Source organism: Streptomyces agglomeratus (assembly GCF_001746415.1).
In the GTDB taxonomy this organism is placed as follows: Bacteria; Actinomycetota; Actinomycetes; order Streptomycetales; family Streptomycetaceae; genus Streptomyces; species Streptomyces agglomeratus.
In genome coordinates, this window is record NZ_MEHJ01000001.1 from 7743992 (window position 1) to 7762974 (window position 18983).

Genomic DNA, 18983 nt, shown 5'->3' on the forward strand with positions numbered 1-18983 from the left:
CATGCTGATTGCGACTGATGAGGCAGGCCGCGTCGTGAAGAAGCCCTCGAAGCCAGCGATAGGCAGGATGCTGGCCAACCTCCAGCGCGGTAACGCTCATCTGATTCTGGAGCGCGTGGAGGAGGGCACGGAAGGCAGCTGGTACGTCCAGGTGTTGTTGCGTGACGACGACACGTACCAACTCGAATTCCGGGACGGCGTGGCAGCCGAGCACTATCAGACGCGGACCGTGTCCCAGGAGAAGGTCTTGACCGCGATGCTCGGCTGGGCGGCCGGCATGGCCGACTGGAAGGTCGACTTCATGTGGAACAACATCGGCTCGCAGTTCGAGGCGGATGCTCATCACGGTCGCAGCGGCGCTGCCCATCGCGTACCAGCCCACAAGCGATTGCCCGTGTAGTCACAGGTGCCAGCGCCACATCTCTAAACGGAGCGGACCTGAATCTCCGCCACCCGAAAGGGTGAGAGTCCCGACCAGCAAGTCTCACGAAGACGGCATAAGTGCCACCGATGTGCCATCGGAGCTGAGATTGTGCCGCGAAATCTGAGACGCTACATGGGGGTGGGCTTGATATGGCTGGCGGGGTTGTGGCCCTGGTCGAGGAGGCCGAGGGCCCACATCAGGTCGCGGGTGCCTTCGTGCTTGACCATGCCGGGGCTCACCCCGAGGCGGAAGGTGCCGGGGGCGGGCTTGCCGTCGGGCGTGTGGGGGAGGAGGTCTGCGGGGTTGTCGTGGTCGCTGAGGTAGACGGCGCAATCGGAGAGCACGCCGACGGGCAACAGCGCGTCCTCGTCGAAATGCAGGTGTCCGGTGGGGGTGGGGGAGTGCTGGCCGGCGAGGGCGGTCTTGATGATCTTGCGGTGCAGGTTGACCCGGGCGCTGGCGACGACGGCCCGCGCGGATGTCGGGGCGCCAGGTGGGCCGCTCGAGGGCGGGCCACGGCTCGCCGGGCCGGTAGCTCCCCCCGCGGGGGCGTTCGCGGAGTTTGCCGATACCACCCTTGACGGTGGCCTTGACGGCCGAGAGCACTGCGGCCATGTGGGGATCGGCGTCCTGGTGGACCGCCATCGCGGCGAGGTAGTCGGCTTCGCTCAGGCCAGGGGTGACACCGAGGTCGGCCATCGTCGCTTCGTACGCGCAGCCAGGTGCTGGTACCAGGGGTCGAGGTAGGGGCCGTTGTCCGGGCGGACCCAGGCCTCGATCGGGGTGAGGGCAAGGGGCAGGCGGTAGGTGGCCACGAGTTCATGCGCATAGGCGACGGTGGGGGTCGCGTAGCAGGCCGGGCCGTCGGGCCGTTCCCCAAGAGGGGTGAAGGGGTTGGGCAGGCGCGCATCGAGTTCGATGCCGCTGACATCGATGAGCCAGGTGCCGGGCAGCCTCTTGTCGAAGGCGGGCTTCTTCACATGCACGAAGGGCCCAAGGCCGACGACGAGCCGGTTCACGGGGGCGAGGAAGGCGACGTTGACGTCAATGCCGACCGCGTGCACGCGGGAGCACTCGGGGTCGGTGAGCAGCTCGGGGCTGCGGATCCAGTCGAAGGCCTCCTCGCTCAGAACCTGGTCGGGGGTACGCACATGGCCGCGCGGGCAGAGGGCGGCGACGACTAGGTGCTCGTCCGGTGCCTCCGGCGGGGCCGGCTCGACCGGATCAGGGCCCAGGGACCCGGGGTTGTGGCCGGAGACCCACGTTCCGGTGCTCTCGTCCTTCACGGCGCAGGTGGGCGGGCACAGAGCGGTCATCAGCGCCAGACCGGTCACCGCACTCGAGCCACGCGGGGTGATGACACGGGAGGCGTACGTTCCCAGGACATGAGCCACGTCCGGCGCCGGGAGGTTTCCGGTGTCACCCCACGCCCGGGCGTCGAGGGCATCCCAGGGCAGGACACACAGCTGCACGCACCGGCGCTCCGCGCCCTTGGCCGGGCGGTAGATCCGCGCCCACGGCCCAAAGCCCCTGCGGGTGAGCCTCCACCGGGCCTTGAGGACCTGGCGCACGACCTTGTGGTCCTCGGCCAGCCGCAGGGCGCGCCGGTCTTCCAGGACCGGGGGAGCCCGAAGTGCTCGGCAGAGCAGGCGGTAAGGACGACGAGCGGGTCGGCGTCCCTACCGCTGGCGTTCAGGCGCGATGCGCCGAGCTTCGCCTCGGTCAGGGTCCACTCGACCAGGGCGGGAATCGTCTTGGCGAGGCAGTCGAGCACCAGACCGCCCACGCAGTACGCCAACACCTTCCCGTCGACGGCCTCAAGGACGGCGAGCGGACCGTTCGCGTACTCGGGCACCACCTTGGCCGCCTTTGGGGCCGTGGAGGCGGGAGCCATGCCGTCGGCGCGAGGGGCCGAGGACGCCGGCGCCGCGGCAGTGGGTGTCCCGGCCGCGCGCCGGGTCTCGGCTGCCGGGGCCGATTCGCCGGCCGGTGTGCGGTCAGTTGGCGGCGCCGATGGGCCAGCGGGCTGTGAGGGGGCGGCGGGGTAGAGCTCGGCGAGCTTGTCGAGCAGCCGGGCGTAGGCCTCGCGCCCCTCGCCCCTGGGCTCGGTCTTTCCGTTCTCCCACGACACGATCGTCGGGCGGCGTACCCCCAGCGCCTGGGCGACTTGCTCCTTGGGCAAACCGTGGGCTTTGCGCAGCCGCTCCCGCTCGGCCTGAGGTGGGAGCTTGGCGTGGCTGGCGATCAGGGCGTCGACCGCCGCGAACATCTTGGACTGCTCAGGCATGACGACCTCCTGGCCGCCATTATGCGCTCATATTACGTACATTTTGCGTACACCTTGTGCCAAAGGGTCCCTCTCTCGCCCACGCCGCCCGTTGGCCCTCAGGCCCCTCGCTCTGCGCTCCTGCACCCTCTCCCCGCACGGCAGGTCGTCGCAACCTCGGTGCGGTCGAACCGAGGTTGCGAGTCGAGGTGTCAGGCCGGTCGGTGATGGGCGTCCGGGACGCCCAGGGCCACCTGAGCGCCGGGGCCGGTACACAAGCCGCACCCTGACCTTGCTGGTTGGGGGCCCCGAGCCGAGGCGCGGTTCGGGACCCCCGGGACCGCGTGCGATGGATCCCACAGACCGTGCACGCGTCGCCCGGCTCAACGGCGGTGGTGCACCTCCGGTCACGGACCCGGTGGGGTGACGTGGGGGCACCGGGTTCACCTCGATGGGCCTGGTGATGTATCGGTTGTGCAGGCGGCCAGGTATATGGGCCGTCTCTTCCGCGTGGGGCGGCGTGGACAGTGGGCTGTACAACATCCAAGCGGGGCTGTTCGTCTTCCACCGTGGACTGAAGGGTAGGGCGACGTGATCTGGCAGGAGTCCCGCCGCAAGGGGCCGGCAGCAGTGGGGCCAGGCGCCCTGGTGAGCGGGGGCCGTACGGGATCAGGCCCACCGGCAGCCAGGACGCGAACGCTGGTACCGCCGAACAGGTGTGTACAGGCCCCGTGGAGCCAGGTTCCAGAGGGGGCGACCGGTGAACGGTCTGTGGCAGCGGGCCCTCGCCGCCTAGTCGCCCGACAGGAGTTCGGCCTCCTCCCCGGCGCACGCCAGGTGGGCACCGCTCTTGCCGAGGCCCGCACGGAGCGCGCCAGGTGACGAAGGGCGTGAGAAGCACGCGGGCTGCCCGGCCGGTATGGGGGTGAGGGCCCGCCCAATGGGTGGCAGGGCCCCCACAACGCGGGTCCGTGGGGGACGGATATGCACACCCGCGTCGGCGGAACAACGACCACCAGGCACCAGGGTCACTGTCTCCCCCAGTGCGCTGTCTCGTAAGCGTCGTGAGTCTCGGGCTGCAGAAGACGCGTCCTGTGGGCGCCCGGGCTACTTGGCTCTGGGATGGAGCGACATCTGAGGCAGACCAGGCATGACTACGCCGCTTCCGCCCGCCCGGCGTCAGCTTCCCGCTCGTGCACATGCTTCAGCGCCATCCGCTGCTCCACCCTCTTGCCCACCTCAACTGTCTCCCGGTACGGATGCGTCGACACCACGGCCGACAGCTCGAGGAGCTGCCGGCGCAGGCGGGCGACCTCCGCCTTCTGCACGTCGGTGTACCCGGGGCTGGGCGGCAGGCTGCGGGGTTCCCCGTCGCTGTAGAGACCTTCGGAGCCGTCCACCCTTTGGAGGGCTCTACCGACCAGGGGAGAGTGCGGCCGAGGGCTTCGTACTCCGCCCAGGTCTGGTGCAGACGCAGCTGAGCTGCGCGAAGGTCTTCGGGAAAGTCGTACGTCGCCACCCCAGAATGCTACGCCCGTTCGATTTTCTAACGCCAGCAGACTCGTCCAGACGCACTCCTGGACGAGTCTGCTGGGTCCAGTGGCGCGACGGCCGGGCCCATCAGAAGGCACCTGGTCCCTCTCCGTCGCTGTCGGGGTCGGTTACCTCACCGTCAGACACGCGTAAATCTATGTCGGCTGGAGTAGACATTGGGTGGTGGTGTGGTTATGGTTTCTCTCGTAACGCAGAGAGACCGCAGGGTCTGGCAGAGACGAACTGCCGGGCAGTAGTACCGCAGTTGTAGTTCGTAGTGCGGTGCGGTGGTGGAGTTTCGAAGCCAGGGTTGTTGCAGGACGGCGACGGGACTGACGACCGGACCGGGTGGCCCGCGGTGATCAGGGGCCGCCGTGAGCAGTACCGCAGTTGACGCAGTGGCAGTACCCGCAAGTGCAGTTCGCAGTACCGATTCGCAGTACCCAGCAGTGAAGTCAGTGAGCGGTACCTCGGTGAAGGCGTCGGCTGCGGGCGCGCGCACCGGGAGGTTCGGCAGTGGGGTTCTAAGCCAGAGCAGACGCAAGAAGGGCGACGGGGCTGGCTGCCGAATGGGTGGCGCTGTGACAGGCCACTGAGCAGGTCGCATCACCAGCAGTACGCAGTACCCGTTTGGTAAGTAGTTGATCCCAGAGGGAAGAACGGAGGAACGAGGCGCCATCAGGATCGCCCGGGCGGAAGCTTTTGAGCCCGGGTACCGCAGGACATCCGATAGTGAGGTGGTCTCCGGTCAAGCAACCGCGATCCCCGCACCCCCGACAGCAACCAGGTTGGGCACGCGGACACAAGAGGCCGGCGCAGTACCAGGGCCGGCAGATGGTGTAGCAGTTCCTTCGGGGCCCTGGTGCCATTGGCACCAGGGCCCCTCCAGCATGTTCCACAGAGAGGTGCGATGACCGCAGAGAACTCGTCCGGCCGTCTCGACGACGATGACTACCCCGCCTACACCACGGGCCGGGCCGCCGACATGATCGGCACCACCCCAGGCTTCCTCCGCGCCCTCGGAGACGCCCGCCGCATCACCCCGCTGCGCTCAGTGGGTGGTCACCGCCGCTACTCCCGCTACCAACTCCGTATCGCCGCCCGGGCCCGGGAGCTCGTCGATCAGGGCATCCCCATCGAGGCCGCGTGCCGCATCATCGTCCTCGAAGACCAGCTCGAAGAAGCCCAGCGCACAAACGCCGAACACCGCCACACCGTCGGATCGGCGACCCCGACGGCCGCGGCCTGAGACGGCCGAGCCCCGCATCTCGGCTCGCCTTGACACCCAACTGGCACGGGTCGGCGAGCCATCGCCGGCCCGCTTGAAGCGGGTGCGCGGCGACACCCTGCTCCGAACGTCCCATCGCCGGTCCGCCGTGCCCCCTCTGCGCCGGAACCGCCGGCCGTTCCGCGGGGGCGGACCCTGAACCGCGCCAGGCGCTCGCGCTGTGCGCAGATGGGCAGCCTCGGCGGCTGTGGGGGCGGTGTCCACCCGCGTCAGTTGGGACTGCTGGGGCGTCGGGTGACCGCGTACACCCGCGCCCTGACCCCGGCCTCGCCCGGGGTGCACCAGACCGGGGTGATGCCGGAGGTGGCCGACAACTGCTGCAGGCCTTCCATCACCTCATGGATGGTGTCCTCGTCAGCGGCGGTGACGTCCAGGACCACCAGGCCCGGTTCGGTGACGTGCTGTTCGTCGATGCGCATGATGCTTGCGACGATGTGGCGCGGGGTGTGGTTCGCTGGTGGCCCGGCGACTGCTCGGACGAGTGATCGACGTAGGCGGGCTGCCTGCTTCCGGTCGCGTCGGTGCGGCCGAGGCCCTAGATCTGGAGGGCGGCCCGTGGTCTGTTGACAGGACCGGACCCTGCGGGCTGCTGCCCCTGCCGGGGCCCGCGCTACCCCGAGCGCGCGGGCCCCGGCCAAACCCACACGCCGCGACCAGCAGCACCCTGTCTTCCAGCGGAAGGCTCCACGGTCGGCCCCGGCGGACCGCGTCCGCGCCTTCACGCCGCAGCATCGTCGCCAACTTGCCGAGAAAGCGAGGGTTCAGCCCGGTGAACGGGGCTATCCAGGACGGCTGCGACGCCGTGATCACACCAGCCACGGCCAAGATCGTCCCATGGCACGTTGACCTGCCCGATCCGGAGGTGTGGTCACGACTTTGCCACCGCGAGCTCACCCGAACTGCCGCCCGGGGTACGGTCTGTACGTGATCTACCTGATAGGCGGCCCGCCACGGGTGGGCAAGAGCACCCTCGCGTGGATGCTGCTGGAACGGGACGGCATCCCGGGATGTCCGACCGACGCTCTGGTTTCGATGCTGCAGCGCGCCGCGCCCCAGCACGGCGTGCGCCACGGCACGCACCCGGACAAGGCCGTACCGGCGCAGCCCTTCCTTGTTGAATTCATCCGTGCCACCGCGGAGAGCCTCGACGACTCCGATCCCCTGGACGGCTATGTGGTCGAGGGCGACATCGTCACGCCGGCGGCAGCCACCGCCGCCGCTGGTCTCGGGATGCCACTGAGCTGCGTCTTCCTTGGGAACGCGGAGCTGACCACCGAACACTTGAGGGCCGCCCCGGACTGGCTCGACGGAGCCGATGACACTACCTATCGGGAGATCGCCGCGTGGGTCAGGCAACAGAGCACTGCCCTACGTGAAGCCTGTGCGGCCAGCGGGCACGTCTACGTCGAGTTGGGCGCTGGCTACGCCCAGGGCCTTGAGAGGGCCTACTCGACACTGGTGGAGAGGCGCTGACCGCCCAGCGTCAGCACTCGCGAAGGCCCGCAAAGAATTGCGGGACAAGCTTTAGCCTCGCTGTTTCGCTTGGGGTGACGAGGTGGCGCTGTGGGGTCGATCGAGGTGGTATCGGGCGGTGGGCATGGTGGGGACCCGGCGCGTTGGCATCCCGCACCGCTCGGCGGCCTGGTCGAGCAGGGCGGTGCCGGCGGCGTTGTCGTGCGCGGAGGCGGCCAGGACGACGACGCCGATGATCAGCCCCAGAACGTCGACGGCCAGTCCCCGCTTGCGCCCCGACACCTTCTTGTTCGCGTCCAGCCCCGTCGTGGCTTCGGGACACCCGCCGCGGCGCGGACGGACTGGGTGTCGATGATCACGAGGGACGGGTCCTCTAATCGGCGGGCCTTCTCCCGCACCTGGCAGCGCAGGAGTTCCTGGATCCGCTGGTCCAGCCCGTCCTCACGCCACAGGCCGAAGTAGTAAAACACCGCCGACCAGGCCGGGAAGTCATGCGGCAAAAGGCGCCACTGACAGCCCGTCCGGTTCTGATAGAAGATCGCGTTCACGACCTCCCGGAGGTCGCAGGACCCGGGATCTCCGGTCGCCGACCGCGCCACCCTGTCCTGCTTCCAGGCCGTGATCATCGGCTCGATCAACGCCCACTGCTCGTCTGATAAGTCGCTGAGGTACGGCTCTCTCTTCACGCTCGCATCTCAACATGGACATGCTCACCAGGCGGCCGGGACGGCGATCAGTACCACGATCGAGCGATCACGAACCGAGGAAGACCGGACTTAACGCCCACTTAGCTTGACTCTGTCGGGGATCTTGGTGCCGCCGAGGTCAGCTGCCCAGGGTTCGCCAGGACTTCGGGCGGGGTATCTCGCGCTGGTCGAGGTAGTTCTGGAAGGCAGTCGGTCGGCGGGGCGTGGGGGCTTCTTCGGTTGGTGGCAGTCCGCTGAGGCGCTCGATGTTGACGGCGATGGCCGTCAGGACGTGCTGGATGTGGGCCTTTCCCTGTCCTCGGTAGCGGCAGCGTCTCATGCAATATCCGTGGGCGAACTCGTTAACCGTGCCCTCCACTCCGGAGCGGACCGCGTAGCGGGTCTTCCACTCGGGTGTCTGTTGCTCGGTGCGGACGCGAAGTTGCAGGTCGCGGAGTTCTCGTGGGGGGAAGCCCACGGTGCGGGTGCTTTCGCGGGAGGTAGTGCATTGGGTACGCGCCGGGCAGGGCTGGCCCTGGCTTTTGGTGAACCTGGCCACGATCAGCGGGGCCGCTGTGGGTGAGGAGGTCGGGTAGGGGCCGTGCCAGCCTTGGCTGACCTGGCCCTGGGGGCAGGTGACCTGCTGGCGGTCGTAGTCGATGTGGAAGTCGTCCCGGGCGAAGCCCTCGTCCCGGCGGTGCTGACGGGTGGGGTTGCTCCGCAGTGGTCCAGAGACGGTGACCTGGTGTTCTCGGGTGGCTTGTTCCAGGCGGGGCAGGGAGGTATAGCCGGCATCGACCAGGTGCTCGGCGGGCAGGAGTCCGCGGCGGGCCAGGCGGGTGTGGATGCCGGGCAGGACCTGGCTGTCGTGGGTGGTGGCCGCGGTGGTGGCCACGTCCGTGATCACGTTGGGGCCGTCGGGAGCACAAGTCTCGGTCAGGTGAGCGGAAAACCCCTTCCAGCTGATGATGTGTCCGTGCCGTGCGTAGCGGGCCGAGGTGTCGTAGGGAGAAACGACCGCCCGGGACGAGGGCGGCAGCCCGAGCCCGCCTTCCTTCTCGGCAGTGCGCCAGCGCCGGTGGCCTGCGGCGTCACGGTGGTAGTTCTGCACCATGATCTGGCGCAGGGCCTGGATACGAGGACCGGACGCGCGGTCTGCTCCGTGCTGGTAGAGGTGCTCCAGGAGCCGGACGGCGTCGTTTCCAGTGGCAAGGATCCTGGTCTTGGGCTTGGTGGGGTTCTTGCCCAGGCGGACCGGTCGGCCGTAGCGGCGCCCCCAGTCCTCATCGACCAGCTCGTCCAGCAGGTGAGGGGAGGTGCCGGCGACCTCTTCCAGTGCGGCGCGGACCGCCTCGGTGATCAGCTCCAGGCGAGTCAGGTCACGCACCGCGGCCAGGACATGGGTGGAATCGGTGCGCTGGGTGGTGCGCTCGCGCACCAGTCCGGCCTCCTTGAGGCGCGCGAGCGCAAGGTCGAGGAGGCGGTCAGCACGGTTGCCTTCGGCGAGACGATCGCGGAAATCGGCCAGCACGCTGTGATGGCACCCGGGGTCATCCAGCTCCATGGCCATCGCGTACTTGAAGTCGATGCGGCAGCGGACCGCCTCGGCGGCCTGCCGGCCCGACAGGCCGAGCAGGAACTGCAGCACACAGACGGTGGCCAGTTGAGCAGGCGAGAGCCCCGGGCGTCCGTCGCGCGGGTACCAGTCGGCGAAGTCCTCGTCATGCCACAGCCCGTCCAGCCGGTCTCTCACCCATATCGCCGTCGTGCGGCCCGGGTTGCTCGCCCGCGCGACCTGCGCAGTCAGAGACGGGACCTGCTCACCGGAACGTGGACGGAGGGACAACGGGCACCTCGACAACTGCATCGGCCATCGGACTACCCGAGCGTGCCCGTTGACCATGCTGCCGCACCGCAAAACTCCAAGATCCCCGACAGAGTCAAGCTAGTAGGGGAGGAGCGTCCGCCGGCGGTGGAGCCTTGATGCCGTCGAGCACAGGCGCAATCTCGTCGTACATGCGAACAGCTTCGGCCCCCACCGGATGTCAGGGGCGGTCGCCCTTGTCGTCGACGATTCCCGTGGCCAGGAGCGCGTTCTGGAACATGAGGTCGCCCGCCTTCCAGGGCCGGTCAGGGGTGTCGTCGGCGCCCGGGAACGTGTCCTTGTAGTCCTTGACGACGATCTGTCGGTCGCCGAGGTACTGGTATGTGTGCGGGTCGATCAGGATCTCGCGGCGGACCTTCTGCCCCTTCTCTTCGTGCCCGACCGCGAGGGCGTCCCGGCCCGCGAGGTCCCGTACGAGATGGTCGGTGACCTCGGCGCCGGGGACCGCGGCCAGCGCGCGGTACAGCTTGGCGAGCGCCTGCGGCGGGATGGGCTGGGACTTGAAGAGCACACTCAGTGCACCCATGTCCTGCTCCCCCTCGGACTTGGGGTTGCCCTTCCCGGACGGGTAGTAGGCGCGGACCTTCTTCAGCATGGCGGCCGGGTCGTCCGGCAGCTCGTCGAGGAAGCGGAGCCGTTCGCGCATGGAGCGGTCGTCGCCCTCCTTGCCGTTCTCGAAGCGCGGGTCCGCGTACCGCGTCCAGTGCTCCTGGGGCTCCGGCTTCGGCTCGGGCTGGGCGGCGGCGCTCGGGGGCCAGAGTCCGGGACTGGCCGAGAGCTTCTTCTCGTAGACCCACTGGCCCGCGTGCGGCGTGGGCGGCGGATCGGCCCGCTCCACCGTGGACGCGGCCCGCTCCAGCACCTCCTTCACCGAACCCGGCACCGTCCGCGTCGTAGTCGGCACCGTGCGCTCCGCACCACTGTGGCCGCGCTTTCCGAGGCCGGAGGCCAGCACGGCCACCGCGGTGAGCGCGGCGGCGGCCCCGACCGCTGCGAGCCGCCAGTCGGCCCGCAGCCTGCGTCCCCGGCCCTGCCCCGCGGCGCTGCTCAGCCGGTCCCGCCCCTCGGCGAGCCGTGCCCGGTCGGGCTTCGGCGCCCCGGCCCGGAACTCGCGTACGTCCTTCATCTCGTCCACGTTCACGGCTGGACCACCTCCGCCACTTCGCCCAGAAACGCCGGGTCGGCACCCAGCGCGGCCCGTACTTTGCGGCGGGCCCGGTTGAGCCGGGACCGCACGGTCCCGACGGGTATGCCAAGCGCCTCGGCGACCTCCTGGTAGGTCAGGTCGGCCCAGGCCACGAGCAGCAGCACATGCCGGTCGGCGGCGGACAGCGCGGCGAGCGCGTCCGCGAGCGGGGCGCGGTCGGCGACCAGGTCCGCGGTGTCCTCGACCCAGCCGGCCGCGACGGGGTCCTGGCCGGTCCTGGCCAGCGCCCGCAGACCGCGTACTTCCTTCCGGCGCTGCTTGCCGATGAGGTGTGCGGCGATCCCGTACAGCCAGGGCCGGGCACTGGCCCGCGAGGCGTCGTAGCGGGCACGCACCCGGAACGCGGTCAGGAACGCGGTCAGGAACGTGTCGGCCGTGACGTCGTCCGCCGCGTGGTCGCCGAGGCGCCGGGCCGCGTACCGGTGGATGTCGGGTGCGTACCGGTCGTAGAGCCGGGCGAACAGCTCCGGATGTTCCAGGGACCGCGCGATGACATGGCCGTCGCGCTCGTCGCCGGGGTCGAGCGCCGGTGGTCCGGTCACGGGTCCTCCGTCAGGGGGTGGGGTCGAACGTGTCACCCGTTGTTCCCCGCTGGCCCGCGAAGAGTTCACGGCCGCACAGGATTTTCTCAGGGAGCGGGCGCGACCCTACGGGATCAGCCGCGCCAGCATCTCCCGTGCGTACCCGGCGTCGTACACCCCGCCCGTGAGCAGCACCTGCAGCGAGATCCCGTCCATGAGCGCGACCAGGGCCCGTGCCGTGACGGAATCGATGCGCTCGGCGAGGGCGTCGGACAGCGCCTGGCACCACTCGGCGGCGACGGGGTGCAGCGCGGGATTGCGCAGCGCGGCGAGGTACAGCTCGTACTCCAGCTCCACGCCGACCCGGTCCCCGGCGAGCCACTCGCCGAGCAGCCCGGCGAGCTCGTCGGCGAGGTCGAGCGCCGGGTCCTGGAAGGAGCCGCGCGCCGCGACAACCTTCGCGAACCCCTCGTTGGCCTGGCGAGTCGACGACTCCTTCATCCCGCACTAGGTATGGAAGACCGTTGACCTGCATCCTTTAGCTTCGGTGCAGGTCAGGTGGCTTGGTTTGTGTTGGTCTCACCATGCGTTGAAAGGCGTGCCTTCCGAGATCCGCCCCCTCTCATTCCCGACGCTCCCCGAGTCCCCGTCCGGCTGGCGCGGTTGTGGCACGGGGAACTTCTGATCCTTAGCTCTAGCCGGAACGGTCAGACGGTCATACCGGCCGCTTCAGCAGGCCGTGCTGACCGATCCGGGTCGGGTCGGTCGCCAGCACCGACGGCAGCGTGCTGCTGCTGTCCCACACCGTGACCTGGACCGCGCCCTCAGACTTCCAGATCCAGCAGGCACGGGCCGGACGCGTACTTGCGGGCGTTGGTCACCAGCTCGCTCGGACAGCTGCACCATGGCTGTCGCCCGTGCCGAGACGGGCAGGCCATGCACCGCTTGCAGCGACGTGAGAAAGTCGCGGGCCATGGCCCGGGCTCGGCGATCTCGGCACTGCCCTCGAACGCTGCCGAGACTCCGATCGGACGGCCGGCAGCCGGCCCTTGGCCCTCGTATCGGGCAGCAGTATCCACGGACCGCCGCACTTCCGAAGCGCAGCTAGTTGCCGATCTTCCCTGCACCCGAACCTTGCGCATAAGGCTGAGTCACGCCGATTGCGGGCTGCGGCCCCCGGTCTTCTTCTCCGGGCTCTTGGGGCTCTTGGCCGTCTTCTTGGCGGCGGGCTTCTTCGCCGTGTGCTGGGGCATGTCGTGGACGGTCGCGTCCTCGCCCCCGCTCTCGCCACGGGATTCGCGGGCGGACTCCACGGACTGGCGCAGCGCCGCCATGAGGTCGACGACCGGCGCCGCGGCCGCCGGCTGCTCGGCTCCGGTGGGCTGGGTGCTTTTGGTCTTCTCGGCGAGCAGGTTCTCCAGCGCTTCGCGGTAATGGTCCCGGAAGCCGGTGATGTCGTCGGTGGCCATGGCTTCCATGAGGTCGATGGCGGCGTCGATCTCCGAGTCGTCGACGTCCACCTCCTTGGGGGTGAGGGAGGTGGGGGAGCGGATCTCGTCGGGCCAGCGCATGGAGTGCAGGACGATCGCGTCGCCTTTGATGCGCAGCAGGCCCAGGCGCTCGCGGTTGTGCCGGGCGAACTTGGCCACCGCCACCTTCCCGGAGCGCTCCAAGGCCTGGCGCAGGAGGGTGTAGGGCTTGGCGGCGACCTGTCCCTCGGCGGCGAGGTAGTAGCTGTCGGCGATGCGCAGCGGGTCGATGCTGTCGGCCGGCACGAACGCGACCACGTCGATCGCGTCGCCGTCGGCAGCGGCATCTGGTCGAGGTCCTCATCGGTGACCTCGATGGTGTCCTTCGTGACCTCGTAGCCGCGCCCGATCTCGCTTTGGTCGAGCACCTTGCCGTCCAGCTCGCACACCTTCTGGTACCGGATCCGACCCATGTCGGCCTGGTGGTACTGGTGGAAGCCGATGTTGTGGTTCTCGGTGGCCGGCAACACCTTGATCGGGATCGTGACCAGCCCAAACGAGATGGCGCCGCTCCAGACGGGGCGTGGCATGACGGCCTCCAGCAGGATGAGGAATCTAGCCTAAAACGGACACGTGCGCGAGGCTCAGCAGCGGCTGTGCGGGGATGCCGTTCAGGTGAGCCGGCGCGTGGCGGCCTCGGTGAGCCGCCGGGTCAATGGCGCAGTCGGGATCGGCACAGCGAAGGAGTCCCCGGCGTGGCCGTCACGATCCGGCCGGGGGCTTTCGCCCGCCCAGCCGTTGCACCGAGAGATGCAACTCAGCGATGTTCAACGGTTCTCGCCGGCCGCACCAGCAGCTCCACTGCCCACTGTTGGCACCCTGTGTCGAACTCGACGTCGTCCCCATGACGCCCTGCCTGTTCGCCGACCGGGTGCCTGCCGCGCCCGGCCGATCGCCCCACGGTGCAGTCCGGGAGCTGCGGACAGAGGACGGAGCCGGGGATGGACATCGCCGGTGATGTCGATCACGGGCAAAGCCGCTGGTCAAGGGGCTCAACCGGGCGGCAAGGGGCGCGCTTGGTGCTGAGCGTCGGACAGCGGACAAGGGGTGGCTTCGCACGGTGGCTTCGGCCCGCGCGCAGATCCGCATGCAGGCCGGACAGCCGCCGACCCTGGCCAGATGGCGGGAGGAAGCCGAGGACACCGTGCCCGCCGACTTCACGCCCGACCCCGCCCACGAGCCGCACGAAATCCCTGGACCGGCCTCCGGGACGACGTCGACCACGTCCCGCCGGCCCCCTCCATCACCCCCTCCACGGCCTCTTCGCCCGCCAGGCGCGTATCCGCAGGTCAGCCCCAACAGAACAGGTCTTCCGGTACGTTCGACTACCCTCCCAAGTCTTCAGATCAGACTTGGAAGCCCACCCACACCCGGAAGAAGGAACTGCTCAGGGCTCTCGGGATCTTCCAGCGCGCCACCGCAGAGTATCTGTGGCGGATGCTGCGGCCCGTCGGTTGCCAAGGCCCCGCAGTACTGCGGGGCCTTGGGTAAACGCGCCAACTGCCAGGTCGCGGTCAGCGTCCACGCTGCCACCGACACCGCCTCCTGCTCGCTGCAGTGGAGGCTGTTCCTGCCACGGGAATGGGAAGCGGACAGCGACCGCAGGACCGCCACTCGTCTCCCGCCCGAGGTCACGCATCGCGAGAAGTGGCGACTGGCGTTCGACATGCTCGACACGCTGGCCGACTGGGGCATGAGGCCGCCGGTCGTCGTGGCCGACGCCGCCTACGACACCAACGCCCACCTGCGGACCGCTTTGGCTGACCGCGGCATCAACTACGTGCTGGCCGTCCGCGCGGACGTGACTGCCCACCCGTTCGACGCGGAGCCCGAGGCGCCGGACCGCAACGGACCGGTCGGCGCTGGCCCCAGCCTCGCTATCGACAGCCCGCACCGTCGGTGGCGGCCCTGGCCGCCGGTCTTGAGCCGCACGCTTTCACCGCCGTTGCGTGGCGGCACGGCTCTCGAGGGAAGCTACGGTCCCGCTTCGCCGCCGTGCGTGTCCGTCCTGCGGGCAAAGCCGTCGAGCGTCCGATCAAGGCCGCCGCCTCGGCCGAGCAGGGCTGGTGGGACGGGGTCCTGCCCGACTGCTGGCTGTTGGCCGAGTGGCCAGAAGAGGTTCCGGTCCCCACCGATTACTGGCTGTCCAGCCTGCCGGCTGACACCCCGATCGCCGATCTGGTCCGGCTGGCCAAGGTCCGCTGGCGCACCGAGCACGACTATCGCGGATTCAAGCACGGCCTGGGCCTGGACCATTTCGAAGGCCGTTCATGGCCCGGCTGGCACCACCACGTCACCCTCGTGACCGCCGCCCACGCGTTCCTTACCGAGCAGCGTCTGGCCCCAAAAGCGCCCGAGCCGGACTCACTCTTTACCAGATCCTCGATGCTCTCCAGGACACCTTGAGGTGCTGGACCGGCATCTACAGCACCTGCCAACAGCCTCTGCCCAGCAGGCCACGGACAGCGTCAAGATCGAGAAAAACCTAACGGAGTTCTACTAGTGTCCTGCGCCAGTAGTTGATCGTTAGTTTGTCTATGACTGCTTCTGCAGATGTGCCGGTGCCACGTCGTGGCCCGAAGTTGGAACCGTTGTTATTGTCGCCCGATGAGCGTGTGGTGTTGGAGCGTTGGGCCCGGCGGGCGTCGTCCGCGCAGGCAGTGGCGTTGCGGGCCCGCATTGTGCTGGCGTGTGCCGGCGCTGATGTTCCACCGATTGTCGTGGTGGCGCGGGAGTTACGTATCGCGGCGGACACGGTCCGCAAGTGGCGCCGCCGGTTTCTGACCGCCCGGCTGGACGGGTTGGTGGACGAGCCCCGGCCGGGCCGGCCGCCCACCATCAGCGTCGACCAGGTGGAGGCGGTCGTGGTCAGCACGTTGGAGGAGATCCCGAAGAACGCCACTCACTGGTCGCGGTCATCGATGGCCGACCGCAGCGGTCTGTCGAAGTCGACCGTGGGCCGGATCTGGCGGAAGTTCCAGCTCAAGCCGCATCTGACCGACACCTTCAAACTGTCGACGGATCCGCTGTTCGTGGAGAAGGTCTACGACGTGGTGGGGCTGTATTTCAACCCGCCCGAAGGCGCGGTGGTGCTGTCGGTGGACGAGAAGTCGCAGATCCAGGCGCTGGACCGCTCCCAGCCGGTACTACCGATGATGCCGGGCATGCCCGAGCGCCGCACCCATGACTACGTCCGCAACGGTCTGACCACCTTGTTCGCAGCCTTCGACGTCGCGACCGGAGAAGTCATCACCTCCCTGCACCGCAGGCACCGGGCAGCGGAGTTCAAGAAGTTCCTCGCCAAGATCGATAAAGAGGTTCCTGGGCACCTGCAGGTCCACTTGATCTGTGACAACTATGGCACCCACAAGACCCCAGCCATCAAAGCATGGCTGGCCAAACACCCACGTTTCCACCTGCACTTCACACCTACCGGCTCCTCCTGGATCAACCAGGTGGAGCGGTGGTTCGGCTTCCTCGCCGACCAGAAGATCCGCCGCGGCGCCCACAAGAGTGTGCGCTCCCTGGAAGCCGACATCCGGGCCTGGGTCAAGCAGTGGAACGAGAACCCGACCCCGTTCACCTGGACCAAGACAGCCGAAGAAATCCTCGACTCACTCGCCCGCTTCTGCCAACGGATCTCTGGCGCAGGACACTAGCCCGCATGGTGCCGCTGACGCAGCGCACCGGCTGGAAGATCGAAGAGATCATCGAATGCGACATCTTCGGCCTGCTCGCCCTCAGGTATGTCGCGGCCCTGTGCACCAACCCGCCGTTCTCCAAGCCCGGCCCGGCCAAGGAACTCGACGCGCTCGCGTTCTCTTACTACATCCGCATGCTCGCCAGCGCCCCCAAGGGCTTCGACGACATCACCGACCTGATTGTCCTCGACAGCAACCAGTGGTGCACCCCGGCCCTCGACACGACCGCCCAGGCCCGCGCCCTGCGACTCGTCCAGGACTGACCAACCCCCGGGGCGCAGTCGACGGGCTGCGCCCCGGGGGTTGGTGGCGGGGGAGTGAGGCTCTGTCACGTAATCGGTGCTTGCACTCCGTGGCGATCACCGGAGGAGGATACGGTGGCGGAGGGGCCCGGTGACCTCGTGGTGCGCCTGCCGCACGGTGCCCGGCATAGTGACCGCCCTCTGGCAGGGACAGCAACGTTCACGACATTCCGTGCGACCGGAGGGGAATCGTGGACAAGAATCCGAAGGGCCGAAGGTCGGTCCCGCTCACCACGGGGCGTTCGTTTCTGACGCTATCGGCCCACCGCGCGGTGACCTCTTCCGGCTCGGAACGCAGTGTCTCGGCGGCCTCCATCCATCTCGGCCCCCTCTGTCGGCGAGACGCCCGGGCCCTCCCCGGTCAGTCCGCTAGCAGCTCCTCCCATCCCATGGTTATGGGTTTGTCGAACGGGGCTGGGTCTTCGGGATCCGTGAGGTGAAGAACATTGCGAGGAGAGCGGTGAAGGCGAGGATGGCGAGTGCGGCGCGCAGACCATCGATCCTGGCGTCGGCGTTCGCGTCGAGTGCCGCTTGCGTCACCTCCGTGTTAGCGCCCGCTTCGTTGAGAGCCGACTTGAGCTGGACGTCCGACAAGAACGGTGCGCCGCTTTGAAGTTCGACAGTTGCCTGGCTCCTGACCTCGGCCGGAACCGCCGGATTCTGGTCCACGCTGGTGAGGAAGGAAGTCGTCAGCGAGGCGATCATGATCGACCCGGCGAGTGCCGTACCGATCGAGGCGCCGAGGTTGGTGACGGCGTTCTGGACGCCGCCGACTTCCGCGCTCTGTGCTTCAGGCACCGCGGACACGGTGACCGACCCGAGCTGGGACGCCAGCGCGCCCATGCCGAGCCCGATCAGCAGGAGGGGGATAGTGACGATTTCCGCGCCAGCGTCCGCGTCGAGCGCGGCCATCAGGACCACCGCGCCCGCGAGCAACGCGAGGGTCCCGAGCCGCACCACCCGCCGCGGTGAGACGTCCGGGAGGAAGCGGGGGATCAGGATGGCGGCCGCCAGCAATGTCACGGAGAGCGGCAGGATGCGGGCGCCGGTCTTGAGCGCGGACAGGCCGAGCGCCACGGACAGATAGAGCGGCACGACGAAGAAGACGCCCATCTGAACGAGGTACTGGAAGAAGAACATCGTCAGTCCGCCGGTGAGCTGCTTGTTGTGCAGCATGCCCGGGTCGATGAGGGGCTCTCTGCGCCGCTCCACCATGCGGGCCTCCCAGCGCAGGAAGAGCCAGACCAGGAGCAGACCGGCCAGCATCAGCCACACGACCAGCGACACGCCGAGCCACGAAGGCGCGTCGGGCTTCGGCTGGAACCAGCCCCATTCGTCGGAGCGGAGTACGCCGTAGACGAAGATCCCGAGCCCGAGCGCGGAGAGCACGGCGCCGACGAGATCGATGCGGGGGCGTTCGCCGATCGGCGCGTCGGCGATGCGGCCGGCGAGCATCAGGATGCCGAGCACCATGACGACCTCGCCGGCGAAGACCCACCGCCATGAGAAGTACGTCGTCGCGACGCCCCCGATGAGCGGCCCGACCGCGATCGCCACGGCCCCTGCGGCCGCGACGAGACCGTAGGCGGCGGGCCGGCGTTCGGCGGCGAAGTTGCTCGCCACCAGCGCCACGATCGCGGGCAGGATGAGTGCCGCACCGATCCCCTCGAGGAACGACCAGCCGAGCAGCAGCACGGGCAGGTTCGGCGCGAGCGCCGTGGTGAGGGAGCCGCAGCCGTAGATGACACAGCCGATCATGAACGCGCGTTTGCGGCCGATCAGCGCCCCTACTTTGCCGCCGGGGATCATGAACATCGCCATCACGAGGGTGTAGGCCGTGATGGCGCCTTGCACCCCCGTGACCGTCGTGCCCACGTCTTCGGCCACCGTCGCGATGGAGACGTTCATGACCGAACTGTCGAGCGCCATCAGGAACTGACCGGCCGCGAGTGCCAGCAGGACGATGCGCGCCGTTCCCGAACTCTCGGCGGTGCCTGCTCTGGGTGCCATCCGCGCATCGTCCCAGCCGCCCCCGGAGGGCGCTCCGCGACCCGCCCCCGAGGTCAACCGGTTGGCGGACTGAGGCCAGCGGAGTCCCCTGGGCGGAAGTCGTCATGGTGCGAGAGGGCGAGAGGGGCAGCTTCATACGCTGCGGCAGAGGTGCTCCC

Annotated in this window: 11 protein-coding genes and 6 pseudogenes; 6 read left to right on the top strand and 11 right to left on the bottom strand. The window is 68.7% G+C overall.

Annotation, left to right across the window (positions count from 1 at the left end; all coding sequences use genetic code 11):
• The first annotated feature begins 1 nt into the window (after position 1).
• Complete coding sequence (locus AS594_RS45505) at positions 2-400, top strand: hypothetical protein (RefSeq protein ID WP_069930153.1); 399 nt, start codon at positions 2-4, stop codon at positions 398-400.
• Between the two features lie 152 nt (positions 401-552).
• On the opposite strand, the pseudogene tap reads toward AS594_RS45505, so the two are convergent.
• Together tap and AS594_RS33965 are read right to left on the bottom strand one after the other, a co-directional pair.
• Positions 553-2711: pseudogene (gene tap / locus AS594_RS33960) on the bottom strand (telomere-associated protein Tap).
• A gap of 1133 nt (positions 2712-3844) precedes the next feature.
• The gene (locus AS594_RS33965) at positions 3845-4090 is read right to left on the bottom strand and encodes a hypothetical protein (RefSeq protein ID WP_240509154.1); all 246 of its coding nucleotides are present in this window, start codon (positions 4088-4090) and stop codon (positions 3845-3847) included.
• 1043 nt (positions 4091-5133) lie between these two features.
• Between AS594_RS33965 and AS594_RS33970 the strand changes: the two genes are divergently transcribed.
• Positions 5134-5472, top strand: coding sequence for a MerR family transcriptional regulator (locus AS594_RS33970; RefSeq protein ID WP_069931931.1), 339 nt, complete (start codon positions 5134-5136; stop codon positions 5470-5472).
• Between the two features lie 248 nt (positions 5473-5720).
• On the opposite strand, the gene AS594_RS33975 is transcribed toward AS594_RS33970, so the two are convergent.
• Together AS594_RS33975 and AS594_RS41570 are read right to left on the bottom strand one after the other, a co-directional pair.
• The gene (locus tag AS594_RS33975; protein WP_069931930.1) at positions 5721-5930 is read right to left on the bottom strand and encodes a DUF6207 family protein; all 210 of its coding nucleotides are present in this window, start codon (positions 5928-5930) and stop codon (positions 5721-5723) included.
• Between the two features lie 226 nt (positions 5931-6156).
• Positions 6157-6330: pseudogene (locus tag AS594_RS41570) on the bottom strand (IS5/IS1182 family transposase); the annotation flags it as partial.
• A 105-nt stretch (positions 6331-6435) separates the two neighbouring features.
• Here AS594_RS41570 and AS594_RS33980 point away from each other — a divergent pair.
• The gene (locus tag AS594_RS33980; RefSeq protein WP_069774764.1) at positions 6436-6984 is read left to right on the top strand and encodes a hypothetical protein; all 549 of its coding nucleotides are present in this window, start codon (positions 6436-6438) and stop codon (positions 6982-6984) included.
• A 135-nt stretch (positions 6985-7119) separates the two neighbouring features.
• Here the strand turns inward: AS594_RS33980 and AS594_RS33990 are convergent.
• From AS594_RS33990 to ku, 6 genes and pseudogenes are all read right to left on the bottom strand, one after another.
• Positions 7120-7670: pseudogene (locus tag AS594_RS33990) on the bottom strand (IS5 family transposase); the annotation flags it as partial.
• Positions 7671-7809: 139 nt separating this feature from the next.
• Complete coding sequence (locus AS594_RS33995; RefSeq protein ID WP_069935718.1) at positions 7810-9423, bottom strand: IS1182 family transposase; 1614 nt, start codon at positions 9421-9423, stop codon at positions 7810-7812.
• A 292-nt stretch (positions 9424-9715) separates the two neighbouring features.
• Positions 9716-10696: a CU044_5270 family protein gene (locus tag AS594_RS34000; RefSeq protein ID WP_079148057.1), complete on the bottom strand. Its 981-nt coding sequence runs from the start codon at positions 10694-10696 to the stop codon at positions 9716-9718.
• Entirely contained in the window at positions 10693-11304 is a 612-nt protein-coding gene (locus AS594_RS34005) for an RNA polymerase sigma factor (protein WP_069935719.1), read from the bottom strand. The genes AS594_RS34000 and AS594_RS34005 overlap by 4 nt, the downstream gene beginning before the upstream one ends.
• A gap of 105 nt (positions 11305-11409) precedes the next feature.
• Positions 11410-11775: pseudogene (locus tag AS594_RS34010) on the bottom strand (TetR/AcrR family transcriptional regulator); the annotation flags it as partial.
• 659 nt (positions 11776-12434) lie between these two features.
• A pseudogene (gene ku / locus AS594_RS34020) lies at positions 12435-13342 on the bottom strand (non-homologous end joining protein Ku).
• A 920-nt stretch (positions 13343-14262) separates the two neighbouring features.
• Here ku and AS594_RS34025 point away from each other — a divergent pair.
• The 3 genes and pseudogenes from AS594_RS34025 to AS594_RS34035 all read left to right on the top strand — a co-directional run.
• Positions 14263-15218: pseudogene (locus AS594_RS34025) on the top strand (IS701 family transposase); the annotation flags it as partial.
• Positions 15219-15349: 131 nt separating this feature from the next.
• Positions 15350-16471, top strand: coding sequence for an IS630 family transposase (locus AS594_RS34030; protein ID WP_069774651.1), 1122 nt, complete (start codon positions 15350-15352; stop codon positions 16469-16471).
• A gap of 5 nt (positions 16472-16476) precedes the next feature.
• Complete coding sequence (locus tag AS594_RS34035; RefSeq protein WP_069935720.1) at positions 16477-16776, top strand: hypothetical protein; 300 nt, start codon at positions 16477-16479, stop codon at positions 16774-16776.
• Between the two features lie 432 nt (positions 16777-17208).
• Here the strand turns inward: AS594_RS34035 and AS594_RS34040 are convergent, their stop codons facing one another.
• On the bottom strand, positions 17209-18825 hold the full coding sequence (locus AS594_RS34040) for an MFS transporter (protein ID WP_069774763.1): 1617 nt from the start codon (positions 18823-18825) through the stop codon (positions 17209-17211).
• Positions 18826-18983: the final 158 nt, after the last annotated feature.